This window comes from Micromonospora sp. NPDC049102, assembly GCF_043197485.1.
Taxonomy (GTDB): domain Bacteria; phylum Actinomycetota; class Actinomycetes; order Mycobacteriales; family Micromonosporaceae; genus Micromonospora.
In genome coordinates, this window is the sequence record NZ_JBICTE010000044.1 from 1 (window position 1) to 14,417 (window position 14,417).

Here is a 14,417-nt window from a genome sequence, read left to right on the forward strand (position 1 = left end):
TGCTCCGCCGTCTCACCCGAGGCGAACCCGCCACCCGCCAACAACGCCGCACCTTCAACACACCCGACTGACAGCAATGTGAAACGCGCTCTTAGAGTCGGCGCGTAAGTCACGCAGTGAATCTTTCACGCTTTCCTCACCGACTGCAGCAGTGGCAAGTTCGGCCCAAGAATTCGGTCGCATTCTCAAATTGCTCTCCACGTGTTTGCAGTTGAATCGACGTCGGTCCGGTTCTCCGGATTCTGCTCCTGCAAGGCGGGAAGCGGTGTCGACGACGCGATGCCGTTTCGAAGGACACGGCGTCGCCAGTCGGACGCGTCCAGAGGCAGCAATGAGTGACGCATGCGTCTGGCAGCATCGATTTGGGCGGGCACTCGGTCAGCGTCGATGCCGCTCCGTTCAGCGATTAACGCAATACGTTCTTTGCCGAAGTTGACGGGTGCCGCAGTTCGATATTCTTTCTCGCTTGCCTCCAGCCAGTTCAACGTGTCCTCCCGGATGCCGTCGGCGAGCGCCCGAAGAGCTTTCCCGGCATCTGCGCCGAGACTTCTGCTGCGCCAATACTGAAGGACACGAGCGCTGTGCCCGATCATTCCCGTCATGGCACCGCCGCTGGTAAGAAAATGGCCGTTGCCGAAGGAATCACCGGCGACCACCCCGTTGGCTGCCACCTGCGCGTCGTCGCCGACCCGTTCAATCAGGCTGAAGAGCTTTGGCCCGTACGTCATCTGGACTTTGCGCAGTTCCGCCACCGGCACGTCCAGCACGTCTGCTGCCTGGCCGATGTAAAAATCAAAGAGCAGGCGCTGGTACGCGCCAAAATACTCCGCCGAGTCACGCCGGGTGCCTTGCGGAACCAGGCCCTGGGCAATGGGATCGAAATCCAGGAAGTCGGGCACTTGAACCAGCACCCAGCCGATCGCGGGGTCATTCTCGTGGCCGACGGCGATTTGTCGTAGCCAGTACTCTCGGTTGTCATCGTCGAAGCAGGAAGATATCCGGCGGCGGAGGCGTCCGTCGACCAAGACCTCGACGAGCCCGGCGACGAAATCTGCCTGCCCGACCACGGGGCCTCGGCCGTCGCCGTGGTCGATGGAGACATCATGCTGTTCGAAACCTAGGCGCTGGGCATCATCGCTGCTGAAGCCTTCAGCGACCATGAGTAGTTCCGGAATGCCGAGATCGATGACCGGAGCGCCGGGCGTCGGCAGCCGGACGAACCGGGTCATGAGATCGACTTCTTGAAGCTCCTGGATCCGTACCTGAATTCGGCCGTCGGGACATCGCTGCAGGCCACCGCCGTCGGAAAAAGTGCGGTGGTGGGTGAACAAGCGGACGCGGGGGCGCGCGACCCCCGCCGCCAGATCCATCTCCTCGACGGCCTCGAGATAGCGCCGTAGCAGACGCAGGATCGAGGCCGCCCCGGCTTGGAACGTGGACGGGCCGTCCAAGACCTGCTGCATGTCGGTGCGGATCGCCTCGGGGTCGGGACGGTCCGGGACGCACGGAGGGTCCAGATGGGTCACCGTTCGTTGCGGGATTCCATCGCGTCAGCGATCGTCGATGAATTCGATGTGATCGATTCTTCCGACCAGGTGCAGGGCGTTGTTGTACTTGGTGATGACTTCATCCGGCACAACGTGGCCGGACTGTGTGGCTGGCCCGTAGAAGCGTTCCGCAAGGGAGAATCTGCTGCCGTCCGAGTGACGCGGCACCCCGTAATCGCCGTACTGGTCCAGCATCATACGGTCGATGAGGCCCAGTTGATGGAACAGGTCGACGCGAATGTTCCAATGCACGCCGACAAACGGATCACCGCGTTCTTCGACCCCGACGGCACGTCGGCCCGTCGCCACCGTCCACAACATAGCCATCATGTTCGTGCCGCCGAGGCCGAGCGCAAGGAAGTCGGGATCCGCAACACCCGGTAGCCGTCCATCGGCTCCCATATTCTGCTTCAAGTCTAAATCCTTCACTATCGGGCGGGCTGAAAGCGGGCGACTTGGGAACAGTGACAGCCGATCGTCACGACCAGCAGAACCAGCCCGAAGGCTGTTGACTCGGCGGCGGGCGCGAAGGCCCGGGGAACTAAATGTGTAGTCGATTGCCAAAGGTGCCATGAATATAGTGGGAGACTCTGAAGAAATACTTGACTCGCCTACAATTAGGCACTCGCTGCGATGGAGGACTCAATCATCTAGTTGGCCGTCACCCGTGCCCGGGCAAACCGGAACCGGCTCGCCGGAACGTATTCCGGCGGCATGCGATGCCGGCTCGACCTGGCCGCCGCTCTCGTCATGCGGCCACCGGTGATCTTCCTCGACGAGCCGACCACCGGCCTCGATCCGTACAACCGCATGGCGCTGTGGGAGCTGGTCGATGCGCTCGTCGAGCAGGGCACCACCATCCTGCTCACCACCCAGTATCTGGAGGAGGCGGACCGCTTGGCCGACGACATCGTCGTGGTGGACCACGGGAGGGTCATCGCCCACGGTTCCAGTGACGAGCTCAAAGCGCGGACCGGCGGCAGCCGAATCGAGATCGTGGCGCGCGATGCGGATCGGCTCACCGCCACGGTCGCGGTGGCCACTGGCTTCGCCGTCGGCAAGGTGGTCGCCGACCGGCACTCCCGCCGGATCGCTGTGCCGATCGATGGTGGCGCAGAGGTGCTGGCCGCGATGATCCACGAGCTGGATCGTCGCGGCCTCCTTCCCGATGACATCGGCCTGCGCCGGCCAACCCTCGACGATGTCTTCCTGTCGTTGACCGGGCTCACCGGCACAAGCGCCGATGATCCGGCGCTTCAACCCGTGGGTCGGAAGGGTGGCTGAGATGACGACGGATCGGGTGACCCTCGTCTGGACGACGCCGCGGTCGCGTCCGCGGCTCGTAAGGCTGCTGCGCGATTCGTGGACGGTGGCCAAACGCAATCTGCGGCGTACGGCCCGCACGCCGGAGAGCTTCGTGCTCGTGCTGGTGCAGGCCGTGATGCTCGTGTTGCTGTTCTCCTATTTGCTGGGCGGTGCGGTCACCGTCGCAGGCACAGGGTCGAACGGGTACCGGGAGTTCATCATGTCCGGCATCTTCACCCAGGCGGTGACCTTCGGCGTGGCCGGCGCGTCCACCGGGGTCGCCCAGGACCTGACGAAGGGAGTCATGGACCGCTTCCGAGCATTGCCCATGGCCCGTCCGGCGGTGCTGGTGGGCCGGACGCTGGCTGACGCGGTCCAGACGGCAGCCACCATGCTGGTACTGGTGCTTCTGGCCGCGCTCGTGGGTTGGCGAATCCACAACGGTTCGTTGCCCGCGTTGGGCGCCTTCGCGCTGCTGCTGCTGTTCGGCTACGCGTTCTCGTGCGTCGGCGTCTGGGTCGGTCTCACCGTCCGCACGACGGAAGCGGCCAGCTCGGCGGGCCTGATCTGGCTGTTCCCCATGACGTTCCTGTCCAATGCGTTCGTTCCCATCACCACGATGCCCAGTTGGCTGCAGCCAGTCGCGTACTGGAACCCGCTCAGCGCCGTCGTCCAGGCATGTCGGCGCATGTTCGCGAACCCCGGCGCCGATCCCTCCGAAGTCTGGCCCATGCAACATCCGGTCATGCTCTCGGTCGCCTGGTCGCTGGTGATCCTCGCGGTGTTCTCCTGGCTGTCGGTGCGTAAGTTCCGGCGCTCCGGCGGGTGAGTGGGCACGGTCCGTCTCGCCGGCCCTGCGGCTGATCTGTTTTTCGTACGCCGGCGGCGCGGCGTCGCTGTTCCGGCCCTGGCCCGCCTCCTTGACCGCTGACATCGAATTGGTGGCCGTTCAGTACCCGGGTCGAGAAGATCGTCGGCACGAAGACCTCATCACTGACTTCGAGGTTCTGATCGACCATCTGAATACGGCACTCGGCCCGGTATTCGATCGCCCCTATGCATTCTTCGGCCACAGCATGGGTGCCTTGGTCACGTACGAGTTGGCGAGCCGGATGGAACAGCGGGGTGAAGCCGGCCCGGTGCACCTGTTCGTGAGCGCCGCGATCGCCCCGGGCACCGGTCCGATGCCGACGGCTGCTCCGGCTGAGGAGTTGGCCGAGCACATCGACCGCTATTTCGGGGGCCTGCCACCGCAGGTCCGAGCGGACGAGGCCTGGGTGCGGCAGCTCACCCAGGTCCTCGCCGCGGACTTCGCCGCGTGCCGGTCGTTTCGTCTGGGCCCGGGGGCGCCACACCGGCTGGCCGCCCCGATCACCGGATTCGTCGGCGACCAGGATCTGGCGGTGTCGGCCGACCAGATGGTTGGCTGGTCGGCGCGGACCGACTCGGGCTTCGTCCTGCACCACGAGCGGGGTCCGCACCTGTTCATCCGCGAGGGTTGGGCGCCGGTGGTCGACATGATCAGCGCGACGCTGAGCCTGCATCTGCTCGGGTGAGCAGCAGGTCATCCGCCTCGGCCTGCAACACGTCCAGGTCCCGCGCCACCAGGCTGCCGGTCGGGAAGATCACGGGGCAGGCATGCCTGCCCCACCGTGCTACCGGCCGCATCGCCCTATGCCACGGCTTCACCGCAGTGCGGCCGAACCAGCTGTGGGTCGCTGACCTGACCTACGTGCGCACCAGCGTGGGCTGGGTATACGCCGCGTTCGTCCTCGACGTGTACTCCCGCATGATCGTCGACCGGCAGGTGTCCACGTCGCTCTACACGGATCTGGCGCTCGACGCGCTGAAGATGGCGATCTGGCGCCGTCAGAAGCAGGGCGCTGACCTGGGCGGACTCGTGCATCACTCGGACGGGGGTCCGGTTGGTTCATCAAGTAGATACAACGACACCGGAGCGGCAACCGGATCCGAACGTACCGGCAACCGGCCGCCGCCACCCCGAGTGGCCCGATACCCGGCGAGATCCCGGTCCGTCATCACCCACCCGCGAGTCAGCCGTCGGCGTCGACCACGACAAGCGCGTGGACGTTGACCGTCCGCCCGTGCTCGCGGACCTTCATCGTCACCGAGTCGTTCGATCGAACGGGTAACGGATGCCCGGGCGGCCACGGGAACTGGCAGCCCGGGCATCGCCGGGAGAGTGTGTTACTTGGCTAGGTCGACCAGGGCATTGGCCGTGCGGAAGTACGGGTTGCGGCCGAGGTCACCGATCGTGACGATGCCGAGCGCCTCTCTGAGCAACTTGGCACCACCGTCGCTGACTCCCGCAAGGGCGGACACCGGGGCGTCGACCAACTCGGCGAGGGTCTTGTCCTGATATGCCTTGTCGACCAGCTTGGTGAGATCGGCGGTAACGGGCATGAATACTCCTTTTCCACGTAGCCTGGATTCCGGCTACCTCGGGCGAATCGGGTTGAATTAGATCATCACCCGGGCGATGGAGTCCACAAAGGACAGGCCGTCATTCTTCGTCCTCGCCGCCCTCGTCGTCGCCGGACGAGTCGAAGATCTCGTCGGTGCCGCCGGCGAAGCCGAGCGTCGGACCGCCGACCAAGCCCACAGCCATGCCGCCAGAGGCGGTAAGCCGGCTGCTGCGGTCAGGCCGGGACGCGAGCCGTGACCTTCGGTGCGAAGAGCGCCGCCGGTGGATCCATGAGGTGGGTGACACGAAGGAACGCGGTGGCCAGCACCGGGTCTTCGGTGGCGGCCGTGCGCAGTCGGGCCAGGTAGGCCCCACGCTCCCGGTCGAGCATGGACCGGTCACGGTCTAAGCTGGTGGCCGTGTCTGTCGATACCGCGCCCTCTCTGCTGAAATCCGTGGCGGCGCTGGCGCCGCAGATCCGCACCGACGCCGCCGCCATCGAGGAGGCCGGACGGCTGCCAGACGCGCTTCTCGGCCACTTGGCCGAGCTGGGTGTCTTTCGGCTCGCGGCGCCCCGGGCGGCCGGCGGGTTGGAGGCCGATCCATTGACCCTCTACACCCTGGTTCATGACCTCGCGCGGGCCGACGGGTCGGTCGGCTGGTGTGCGATGATCGCCGCTGCTACCAGTGTGACGCTGGGCTACCTTGATGAGCGAGTGGCCGCCGAGCTGCTTGCCGCCCCCGAATTCCTGATCGCCGGTGTGGCCGCACCGCTGGGCGGCGCCAGGCCGACCGATGGTGGCTTTCGACTGACCGGCCGCTGGCCGTTCGCCAGCGCCAACCGGCACGCCAGCGCGCTGGTGCTGGGCGCCGTGTTGATCGAGAGCTCTGCTCCGGTCACCGACCAGCATGGACGGCCCGTTGTGCGGCACTTCGTCGTGCCGACCGCTGAACTGGTCGCGCACAACACCTGGCAGGTCGCCGGGTTGCGCGCGACCGGTAGCGACGACGTGGAGGCGGTGGACGTGTTCGTCCCGGCCAGCCGATCGTTCTCACTGTTCGGGCAGGTACCGCCCCGCCCGGGGGCGCTCTACGCCTTCCCGGTCTTCGGCTATCTGTCAATCGGGGTGGGTGCCGCCGCGCTGGGCATCGGCCGGGCCGCCGTTGACGAAATCGTCCGGCTGGCCCGGGAGAAGCAGGTGCCCGGCGGGGGCGGAACGATCGCGGGCAAGCCTGCCGTCCGGGCCGCCGTCGCCGAGGCGGAAGCGCTGCTCGGCGGCGGCGAGGAACTGCTGCGCGCGACGGTGGCCGAGTGCTGGCGGACGGCGCTCGGCAGTGACCCGATCACGGTGGAGCAACGCGCTCGGCTTCGACTGGCGGTCACGAACGCGGCCAACTCCGCCGCGGCTGCCGTGGACCTTGCCTACCGCAGCGGCGGTGGCACCTCGGTGTACGCGAGCAGCCCGTTGCAGCGGCACTTCCGTGACATACACGTCGCCACGCAGCACGCGATGGTCGGCTCGGACGTGGTGGAACTGGCCGGCGGCGTCCTGCTCGGAGAGAAGGTGGACCCGACGCGGCTGTGACCCCCTTGGCGAATCATGCAGGAATTAACGCCGGGCGGTGAACCCAGTTCAGGAACGAGGACGACGTCGAACCTCTCGACCGCCCGGAGCCCGTACGCACCGTGACGTAGGAACTCGCGACCTCACCGAATGGTGGTGAACGCCTCGACGGCGCTCTGGCCAATGGTCCAGACGATCAAGCACTCGGCCTGCGGCCAGCCTCGTGCCTTCGGAAGGAGCTGAACCGTCTCCGGTCTCCTGGTCGGAACGTGTCAGGGCTCGCGGGGCGAAGCGCTGGGCATGCAGCTGGAACTGCTCGATCGTCACCGTTGCGTGTGCGTGCTCGGCGACCCAGGCTCGCAGGAGCGCGATGATCGATTCGTCGCCGACGCTTTTGCGCAGGGTGTGCACGGTGAGCGCGCCACGCTTGTAGACCAGTGGGTCGAGCATCCGGTCGACGCCGGGGTCGGCGACGACGACGTTGCGCGGGCGGGCCGCGACCCACGTGTACCACTTTGCGACGAGGGGCGTCTGTCGACAGGTCACCGCAGACACCGACCACAGCCACTCGGCGTACGTGGCGAAACCTTCGTTGAGCCAGATATGCCGCCAGTCCTCCACGTGAGGCTGCTGGAAGGCCCCAACTCTACCCATCGCCTAGGCCGTGTCCTGCCGATCTTGAATCGGGCTGGTCAGGTGACGTCACATCGAGGGATCATGAGGCGTGACCGATGCTGGTGCGGTGCTGAGGATCGCGGATTTGCGCCGAGCGTGCTCGATGCTGTTGGACGCGGCGGAGAGCCGGTTCGGTCCTCAGATGCAGCTGTCACAGCTCGGCGTTGACTACTACTGGAACGTCGATCTTCGTGCGGCATTCGCGATGGTTCCGCGGCCGGAGCTGGAGATCGACTGCGGGCAGAGCAGCGACGATCTCGCAGAGCTGTCCAGCCTTCTTCAGCGAGATCCGAAGGACGTCATATCGCTGTGGCACGACATTCCGCACGTGAGCGGGCTCTGTCGGCTGCTGGCGTACCTCGACCTGCCTGACTCTGGCGAGGATCGCGGCAACTAGGGCCTCTCCTGTCAATCATGGAAGCCAGATGATGGCAGCGATGAGGACGAGGCTGGCCTGGTAGAGGGACGCTCGTTTGGCGTAGCGGGTGGCCAGGTCACGCCATTGCTTGAGCCGGTTGAAGCAGCGTTCCACGACGTTGCGTTTGCGGTAGACCTGCTTGTCGAAGGCTGGTGGTCGTCCGCCGGCGCTGCCTTTGGCGGCGCGGCGGGCGGCTTGGTCGCTGCGTTCGGGGATGACATGCCGGATGCCTCGCTGCCGCAGAGCTCGGCGGGTCGAGTCATGCGCGTAGCCCTTGTCGGCGATCAGCACATCGGGTCGCTTGCGGGGCCGTCCGGGTCCGGGCTCGTTGACCCGGATCGCATCGAGCAACGCCAGGAGCTGGGGGTTGTCGCCGGCCTGGCCGGGCGTGAGCAGGATCGACAACGGCCGGCCACGACCGTCAACGGCGAGGTGGATCGTCGTGCTCAACCCACCTCGGGACCGGCCGATGGCCTCGCCATCTTGCGCACCAGGCGTCGCCGGACTTGATGGGGAGCCCCTTTTTTGCGGGCGCCAGCGGAATGCTGGTGCGCCCGCACGATCGACGAGTCGATGCTGATCGTCCACTGCACGGGTGTGCCGTCGTCATGGACCTGCGCCGCGGCGAGGATCCGATCCCAGGTGCCATCCGCGGTCCACCGCCGCAGCCGTTCGTGGCAGGTTTTCCACGGTCCGAAGCGTTCCGGCAGGTCACGCCACGGCGCACCCGTGCGCAGCTTCCACAGGATCCCATTGATGACCTGACGGTGATCGCGCCACCGTCCCCGCGCACCGCCAGGCTCCGGTAGCAGCGGCGCGATCACCGCCCATGCCTCGTCAGTCAGTTCACCACGACGTACCACCGGCACATCGTCAACGCGGCCGTCCTGCACGGCATGTCCCAGCGCGCCCGGGATGGCACCACGGCGGTGGAGTTCACCGATGCGGCGGAACTGGCCATGGCCTCCTGGCCGGCGCACTGACCGCCGCGGGCTGCTGGCGAGCCAGACCCGCATGGTGTGGGCCCGGGTGTGCAGGCGTGCGGCGGGGAGGTCGCACCACGACTGGCCCGGTCCCGCTCGCATCGGCGGTTGCGGGTTGTCGTGGACGTCCGGAGCCACGGACGATGCCCTCGTGGAAGTGGTCAGGCGCGGCGGGCAGGAGGAATAGCCTGTCCTGGTCGCCGGCCTCTTTCTGGTGAAGTGCAGAGGTCGCCACGCATGGGCTGCCGACGAATCGACGGCGCGTCTCGGAATGACCACCAAGCCCGTGATCTGGAATGAATTGCCACACTTTGATCTTCATCTCGTGAGCGATATAGAGGACCTGGGATCTGTCTTCTGCCGCCATCATTGAGTAATCTCTTCTCTATCGGCCATCATCGATTCACCGTCGTGGACGGGCGGACGAACGTGTGCCGAATCGGAGGGAGGGGAGAATGATTCTCCCGAGAAGATCAATTGTGCTGGGCGCCGTCGTGATGCTGGCAATCACAGCCGCCACGCCGGCCATGGCGGCCGAACCGGAAGGTGCCATCCGTAATGCCGGCGGTGCCACGGCGGTCACCGACAGCTACATCGTGGTGTTCAAGGAGAGCGCGGTGAGCCGGGCGCAGGTCGGTGTCACGGCCAGCAGGCTGGCTGGTCAGCACGGCGGTGCGGTCGGTCGGACCTACTCCACGGCACTGCGCGGCTTCGAGATCACCGCCGGCGCCAAGGCGGCGGCCAGGATCGCCGCGCACCCCGATGTCGCGTACGTCGAGCAGAACCACACGGTCCGCATCTCCGGGACACAGCCGAACCCCCCGTCCTGGGGCCTGGACCGCGTCGACCAGCGCAACCTACCGCTCGACAGCTCGTACACCTATCCGAACACCGCGACCAACGTGCACGCGTACATCGTCGACACCGGCATCAACTTCTCCCACAACGACTTCGGCGGCCGAGCCGCCTCCGGCTACGACGCTGTCGACGGCGGGTCGGCGGACGACTGCAACGGGCACGGCACGCACGTCGCCGGCACCGTCGGTGGCTCGACGTACGGCCTGGCCAAGGGCGTCCAGTTGGTCGGCGTGCGGGTGCTGAACTGCTCGGGCAGTGGCACCAATGCCGGTGTGATCGGCGGCATCGACTGGGTCACCGCGAACGCGATCAAGCCGGCCGTGGCGAACATGAGCCTCGGTGGCAGCGCCAACAGCTCGCTCGACACGGCCATCAACAACTCGATCAGCTCCGGCGTCACGTACGCGGTCGCGGCCGGCAATGGCAACGCCCTCGGCGTCCGGCAGAACGCCTGCAACTACTCCCCGGCGCGGGTGGCCTCCGCGATCACCGTTGGCGCGACGCAGAACAACGACGCGGCCGCGAGCTTCTCCAACTTCGGCACCTGCGTCGACATCCTGGCACCGGGCGTCGACATCACCTCGGCCTGGTACAACAGCAACACCGCGACCAACACCATCAGCGGCACCTCGATGGCCTCGCCGCACGTCGCCGGCGCGGCGGCGCTGGCGCTGTCGGCGAACCCGTCCTGGACCCCGCAGCAGGTGCGGGACTACCTGGTCAACAACTCCACCCCGAACGTGGTGACCAACGTCGGCACCGGCACCCCGAACCAGTTGCTCTACGTGGGCAGCGGTGGCACTCCACCGGCCGACGACTTCTCCGTCGGGGTGTCACCGACGGCCGGTTCGACCGCGCCAGGCGGCTCGGTCAGCGCCACCGTGAGTACCACGACCACCAGCGGCTCGGCGCAGTCGGTGAGCCTGTCGGCGAGCGGGCTGCCGAGTGGCGCCACCGCCTCGTTCAGCCCAGCCACGGTGACCTCGGGCGGCGCGTCAACGCTCACCATCGCCACCTCGGCGAGCACCCCTGCCGGCACCTACGGCGTCAGTGTCACCGGTACCGGCACCGCGGGTACGCGCAGCGCCACGTACTCGTTGACGGTGACCGGCTCGGGTGGCGGCGGCTGCTCGGGCGCCAACGGCACCGATGTGGCGATACCCGACAGCAACACGGCGGTGACCAGCGGCATCGTCATCACCGGCTGTAGCCGTAACGCCTCCTCGGCGTCCACAGTGGCGGTCGATATCGTGCACACCTTCCGTGGCGACCTGATCATCGATCTGGTGGCACCGGACGGTACGGCCTACCGGCTGAAGAACCAGAGCTTCCTCGACGGTGCCGACAACGTCAACGCCACCTATACCGCGAATCTCTCCACGGAGCCGGCGAACGGCACCTGGCTGCTCCGGGTGCGAGACGTCTTTTCCGGTGACACCGGCTATATCAACAGCTGGACCCTAACTGTCTGAGACGTGACGACGGGCCCTTTCCGCTCCGATTTTCCGATAGCGGAAAGGGCCCTTGCCGTAGGTCAATTGGTCTCGACGATCATTCCGGCAGCGATGGTGCGGTTGGTGGTTTCGTCGATCAGGATGAAACCACCGGTGGTGCGGTTGCGCCGGTATTCGTCGACGAGGAGCGGGACGGTCGTACGTATGCGGACGCGGCCGATTTCGTTGAGTCCGAGTTCGGTGGCGGCCTTGTCACGATGCAGCGAGTTCACATCGAGTCGGTAGTGCAGTTCGCGGATCACGGCCCGGGCGGTACGGGTGGTGTGCTTGACGGCGTACGTCGCACCGGGACGCAGCGGGGTGGCCTCGTCCATCCAGCAGATCATCGCCTCGATGTCCTGCGCGACCGCCGGGCCGTTGTTCGGCCGGCAGATCAGGTCGCCCCGGGACACGTCCATCTCGTCGGTCAACCGGACCGTGACCGACATCGGCGGATACGCCTCGGCGACCGGCCCGTCCGCGGTCTCGATCCCCGCGATCTGGGAGGTGAGCCCGCAGGGGAGAACCAGAACGTCGTCTCCCGGCTTCAGCACACCTGAGGCGACCTGGCCGGCGTAACCCCGGTAGTCGGTGATCGTGGTGGACTGCGGGCGGATCACATATTGCACCGGGAACCGGACGTCGACCAGGTTCCGGTCGGAGGCGATGTGCACCTGCTCCAGGTGGTGCAGCAGTGACGGGCCCTCGTACCACGGGGTGTGCTCCGAGCGGGTCGCGATGTTGTCGCCGTGCAGCGCCGAGACCGGGACGACGGCGAGGTCCGGCACTTCCAACTTCGCCGCGAACGCGGTGAACTCGTCCGAGATCCGCTCGAACGCCTGCTGCGACCAGTCCACCAGGTCCATCTTGTTCACACACAACACCACGTGCGGCACCCGCAGCAGCGAACACAGGAAGGCGTGCCGGCGGGACTGCTCCACCAGACCCTTGCGGGCGTCGACCAGGATCAACGCCAGGTCGGCGGTGGAGGCGCCGGTGACCATGTTCCGGGTGTACTGGATGTGCCCCGGGGTGTCGGCGACGATGAACTTCCGCAGGGGTGTGGCGAAATACCGGTACGCCACATCGATCGTGATGCCCTGCTCCCGCTCCGCCCGCAGGCCATCGGTCAGCAACGCCAGATTCGTGTACTCGTCGCCCTTGGCCGCGCTGGCCGCCTCCACGGCTGCCAACTGGTCCGCGAACAACGACTTGGTGTCGTAGAGCAACCGACCGATCAGCGTCGACTTGCCGTCGTCGACGCTGCCCGCCGTCGAGAACCGCAACAGGTCCATCGCCCGCCCCTCGGACGCTGCGCCCTCGACCACCGAGACCCCGGTCGTGCCCATCAGAAGTAGCCTTCCCGTTTGCGGTCTTCCATCGCGGTCTCACTCACCCGGTCGTCACCCCGGGTCGCCCCCCGCTCGGTGATCCGGGTCGCCGCGACCTCCTCGATCACCAGGTCCACCGTGTCCGCCTCGGAGAGCACCGCCGCCGTGCAGGAGGCGTCGCCGACGGTCCGGTACCGCACCCGCGCCTTGAACGGCTCCTCCGAGCCTCGGGGCGCGACGAACTCGTTCACCGCATAGAGCATTCCGTCGCGTTCGATCACCGTACGTTCGTGCGCGTAGTAGATCGACGGCAACGCCAGCCGTTCCTGGGCGATGTAGTGCCAGACGTCCAGCTCGGTCCAGTTCGACAACGGGAACACCCGGATCGACTCGCCCGGATGATGCCGACCGTTGTACAACGACCACAGCTCCGGCCGTTGGTTCTTCGGATCCCACTGACCGAAGTCGTCCCGGAAGCTGAACATCCGCTCCTTGGCCCGGGCCTTCTCCTCGTCCCGCCGCGCCCCGCCGAACAACGCGTCGAACCGGTACTTCTCCACCGCCGCCAACAACACCGGGGTCTGGATCCGGTTCCGCGTCCCGTCGGCGGATTCGCGGACCAGACCTGCCTCCAACGCCTCGGGTACGCTCGCCACCACCAACTGCAGGCCGAGTTCGGCGACCCGCTGGTCCCGGTAGTCCAACACCTCGTCGAAGTTGTGCCCGGTGTCGACGTGCATCACCGGGAACGGGATACGGGCTGGCGCGAATGCCTTCTGGGCCAACCGGAGCATCACGATCGAATCCTTGCCGCCGGAGAAGAGCAGGACCGGGCGCTCCATCTCGGCCACCACCTCGCGCATGACGAAGATGCTCTCTGCCTCGATCGCGTCCAGGTGCGACACCCGGTACGCCGCCGCGGGCGTCGTGTCGTTTGTCGTCATCGCGGTATCAACCCGCTGCCGTGGCCGGTGCCGGCACGAGGGTCAGGTGTCGCCGCAGCGCGGCGATGAGTGGAGCGGCCAACTCCGGCCGGCAGACCACCAGGTCCGGCAGCCGAGGATCAGCCTCGTTGTAGCTCAACGCGGAACCATCGATGCGGGAAGCGTGCAGTCCCGTGGCCGTCGCCACCGCCACCGGCGCCGCCGAATCCCACTCGTACTGTCCACCAGCGTGCACGTACGCGTCGACCTCACCGGTGATCACCGCGGCGATCTTCGCCCCGGCCGACCCCATCGGCACCAACTCGGCACCGACCTCGTTCGCCAACTCCGTCAGGAACGCCGGCGGCCGGCTCCGACTCGCCGCCAACCGGATCGTCCGGCCGCTGGGCGTCGGCGGCCGGGGTGGGGGTGTCTCGGTGCCGAGGGTACGGAGCTGGGCCGGCAGGGCGATGGCACCCGCCACGAGGCGGTGCTCCGTCGGTGCGTTCCGTTGCCAGAGTGCGACATGCACCGCCCAGTCCGTCCGGCCCGGCTCGGAGAACTCGCGGGTCCCATCCAACGGGTCGACGATCCACACCCGGTCGGCGCCCAGCCGCTCCGGCGATGGGCCGGCCGTACCCGTTGTCCAGGCCTGCCGGGCGCTGTCGTCCTCCTCGGAGAGCACGGCGTCGGCGCTTCGGTGCCGTGCCAGTTCAAGGCGCAGCAGCTGGTGCGACGCCCGATCACCCGCGCGCTTCAACGCCGCCGGGCCGTGGTGACCGTGCTCCGCGCGGACGCGCAGCAGCAGCCGGCCGGCCCGACCGGCCAACCAGGCGGCGAACGCGCCATCCGACGCGGGAGCTGTTGACCTGGGGGGTTCCAACACGTTCATCG

The 14,417-nt window shown here is 67.0% G+C and carries 16 protein-coding genes; 7 read left to right on the forward strand and 9 right to left on the reverse strand.

Annotation, left to right across the window (positions count from 1 at the left end; all coding sequences use genetic code 11):
• Positions 1-185: 185 nt before the first annotated feature.
• Positions 186-1,526 (reverse strand): hypothetical protein, encoded by a 1,341-nt coding sequence (locus ACGFH9_RS28720; protein ID WP_393225310.1) that lies wholly within the window; start codon positions 1,524-1,526, stop codon positions 186-188.
• A gap of 24 nt (positions 1,527-1,550) precedes the next feature.
• The gene (locus tag ACGFH9_RS28725; protein WP_393225313.1) at positions 1,551-1,961 is read right to left on the reverse strand and encodes a hypothetical protein; all 411 of its coding nucleotides are present in this window, start codon (positions 1,959-1,961) and stop codon (positions 1,551-1,553) included.
• A 240-nt stretch (positions 1,962-2,201) separates the two neighbouring features.
• On the opposite strand from ACGFH9_RS28725, the gene ACGFH9_RS28730 reads away from it, so the two are divergent.
• From ACGFH9_RS28730 to ACGFH9_RS28745, 4 genes are all read left to right on the forward strand, one after another.
• Positions 2,202-2,831 carry an ATP-binding cassette domain-containing protein gene (locus ACGFH9_RS28730; protein WP_393225316.1) on the forward strand — a complete coding sequence of 210 codons (630 nt, stop codon included), beginning with the start codon at positions 2,202-2,204 and terminating at the stop codon, positions 2,829-2,831.
• Position 2,832: 1 nt separating this feature from the next.
• The gene (locus ACGFH9_RS28735; protein WP_393225319.1) at positions 2,833-3,681 is read left to right on the forward strand and encodes an ABC transporter permease; all 849 of its coding nucleotides are present in this window, start codon (positions 2,833-2,835) and stop codon (positions 3,679-3,681) included.
• Positions 3,682-3,715: 34 nt separating this feature from the next.
• Positions 3,716-4,408, forward strand: a complete 693-nt coding sequence (locus ACGFH9_RS28740) for a thioesterase II family protein (RefSeq protein WP_393225425.1) — start codon at positions 3,716-3,718, stop codon at positions 4,406-4,408.
• Positions 4,409-4,545: 137 nt separating this feature from the next.
• Positions 4,546-4,947 carry a DDE-type integrase/transposase/recombinase gene (locus ACGFH9_RS28745; RefSeq protein WP_393225322.1) on the forward strand — a complete coding sequence of 134 codons (402 nt, stop codon included), beginning with the start codon at positions 4,546-4,548 and terminating at the stop codon, positions 4,945-4,947.
• Between the two features lie 113 nt (positions 4,948-5,060).
• Here ACGFH9_RS28745 and ACGFH9_RS28750 read toward each other — a convergent pair whose 3' ends face one another.
• Both ACGFH9_RS28750 and ACGFH9_RS28755 read right to left on the reverse strand, forming a co-directional pair.
• Positions 5,061-5,276: a hypothetical protein gene (locus ACGFH9_RS28750; RefSeq protein ID WP_393225324.1), complete on the reverse strand. Its 216-nt coding sequence runs from the start codon at positions 5,274-5,276 to the stop codon at positions 5,061-5,063.
• Between the two features lie 236 nt (positions 5,277-5,512).
• Entirely contained in the window at positions 5,513-5,668 is a 156-nt protein-coding gene (locus ACGFH9_RS28755; protein ID WP_393225327.1) for a hypothetical protein, read from the reverse strand.
• Positions 5,669-5,696: 28 nt separating this feature from the next.
• On the opposite strand from ACGFH9_RS28755, the gene ACGFH9_RS28760 reads away from it, so the two are divergent.
• The gene (locus ACGFH9_RS28760; RefSeq protein ID WP_393225330.1) at positions 5,697-6,863 is read left to right on the forward strand and encodes an acyl-CoA dehydrogenase family protein; all 1,167 of its coding nucleotides are present in this window, start codon (positions 5,697-5,699) and stop codon (positions 6,861-6,863) included.
• 48 nt (positions 6,864-6,911) lie between these two features.
• Here the strand turns inward: ACGFH9_RS28760 and ACGFH9_RS28765 are convergent, their stop codons facing one another.
• The gene (locus tag ACGFH9_RS28765) at positions 6,912-7,463 is read right to left on the reverse strand and encodes a M1 family aminopeptidase (RefSeq protein WP_393225333.1); all 552 of its coding nucleotides are present in this window, start codon (positions 7,461-7,463) and stop codon (positions 6,912-6,914) included.
• A 103-nt stretch (positions 7,464-7,566) separates the two neighbouring features.
• On the opposite strand from ACGFH9_RS28765, the gene ACGFH9_RS28770 reads away from it, so the two are divergent.
• The gene (locus ACGFH9_RS28770) at positions 7,567-7,914 is read left to right on the forward strand and encodes a hypothetical protein (protein ID WP_393225336.1); all 348 of its coding nucleotides are present in this window, start codon (positions 7,567-7,569) and stop codon (positions 7,912-7,914) included.
• A 15-nt stretch (positions 7,915-7,929) separates the two neighbouring features.
• On the opposite strand, the gene ACGFH9_RS28775 is transcribed toward ACGFH9_RS28770, so the two are convergent.
• Positions 7,930-8,798 (reverse strand): IS5 family transposase gene (locus ACGFH9_RS28775; RefSeq protein WP_393225427.1). Its coding sequence is split into 2 segments (ribosomal slippage): positions 7,930-8,456 and positions 8,456-8,798, totalling 870 coding nucleotides; the frame shifts between segments, so codons are not numbered across the junction.
• Between the two features lie 575 nt (positions 8,799-9,373).
• Here ACGFH9_RS28775 and ACGFH9_RS28780 point away from each other — a divergent pair.
• Positions 9,374-11,248, forward strand: a complete 1,875-nt coding sequence (locus ACGFH9_RS28780; protein ID WP_393225337.1) for a S8 family serine peptidase — start codon at positions 9,374-9,376, stop codon at positions 11,246-11,248.
• Between the two features lie 62 nt (positions 11,249-11,310).
• Here ACGFH9_RS28780 and ACGFH9_RS28785 read toward each other — a convergent pair whose 3' ends face one another.
• Genes ACGFH9_RS28785 through ACGFH9_RS28795 form a run of 3 tightly spaced genes read right to left on the reverse strand, consistent with a single transcriptional unit; the run spans position 11,311 to position 14,415 of the window.
• Positions 11,311-12,618: a sulfate adenylyltransferase subunit 1 gene (locus ACGFH9_RS28785; protein WP_393225341.1), complete on the reverse strand. Its 1,308-nt coding sequence runs from the start codon at positions 12,616-12,618 to the stop codon at positions 11,311-11,313.
• Positions 12,618-13,544 carry a sulfate adenylyltransferase subunit CysD gene (gene cysD, locus ACGFH9_RS28790; protein WP_393225344.1) on the reverse strand — a complete coding sequence of 309 codons (927 nt, stop codon included), beginning with the start codon at positions 13,542-13,544 and terminating at the stop codon, positions 12,618-12,620. The genes ACGFH9_RS28785 and cysD overlap by 1 nt, the downstream gene beginning before the upstream one ends.
• A gap of 7 nt (positions 13,545-13,551) precedes the next feature.
• Positions 13,552-14,415 carry a 3'(2'),5'-bisphosphate nucleotidase CysQ gene (locus ACGFH9_RS28795; RefSeq protein ID WP_393225347.1) on the reverse strand — a complete coding sequence of 288 codons (864 nt, stop codon included), beginning with the start codon at positions 14,413-14,415 and terminating at the stop codon, positions 13,552-13,554.
• Between the last annotated feature and the right edge of the window lie 2 nt (positions 14,416-14,417).

Coding starts and splice junctions, on each gene's coding strand:
- ACGFH9_RS28735 (WP_393225319.1), top strand. CDS start 2,833: ATGACGACGGATCGGGTGACCCTCGTCTGGACGACGCCGCGGTCGCGT.
- ACGFH9_RS28750 (WP_393225324.1), bottom strand. CDS start 5,276: ATGCCCGTTACCGCCGATCTCACCAAGCTGGTCGACAAGGCATATCAG.
- ACGFH9_RS28755 (WP_393225327.1), bottom strand. CDS start 5,668: ATGCTCGACCGGGAGCGTGGGGCCTACCTGGCCCGACTGCGCACGGCC.
- ACGFH9_RS28780 (WP_393225337.1), top strand. CDS start 9,374: ATGATTCTCCCGAGAAGATCAATTGTGCTGGGCGCCGTCGTGATGCTG.
- ACGFH9_RS28785 (WP_393225341.1), bottom strand. CDS start 12,618: ATGGGCACGACCGGGGTCTCGGTGGTCGAGGGCGCAGCGTCCGAGGGG.
- cysD (WP_393225344.1), bottom strand. CDS start 13,544: ATGACGACAAACGACACGACGCCCGCGGCGGCGTACCGGGTGTCGCAC.
- ACGFH9_RS28795 (WP_393225347.1), bottom strand. CDS start 14,415: ATGAACGTGTTGGAACCCCCCAGGTCAACAGCTCCCGCGTCGGATGGC.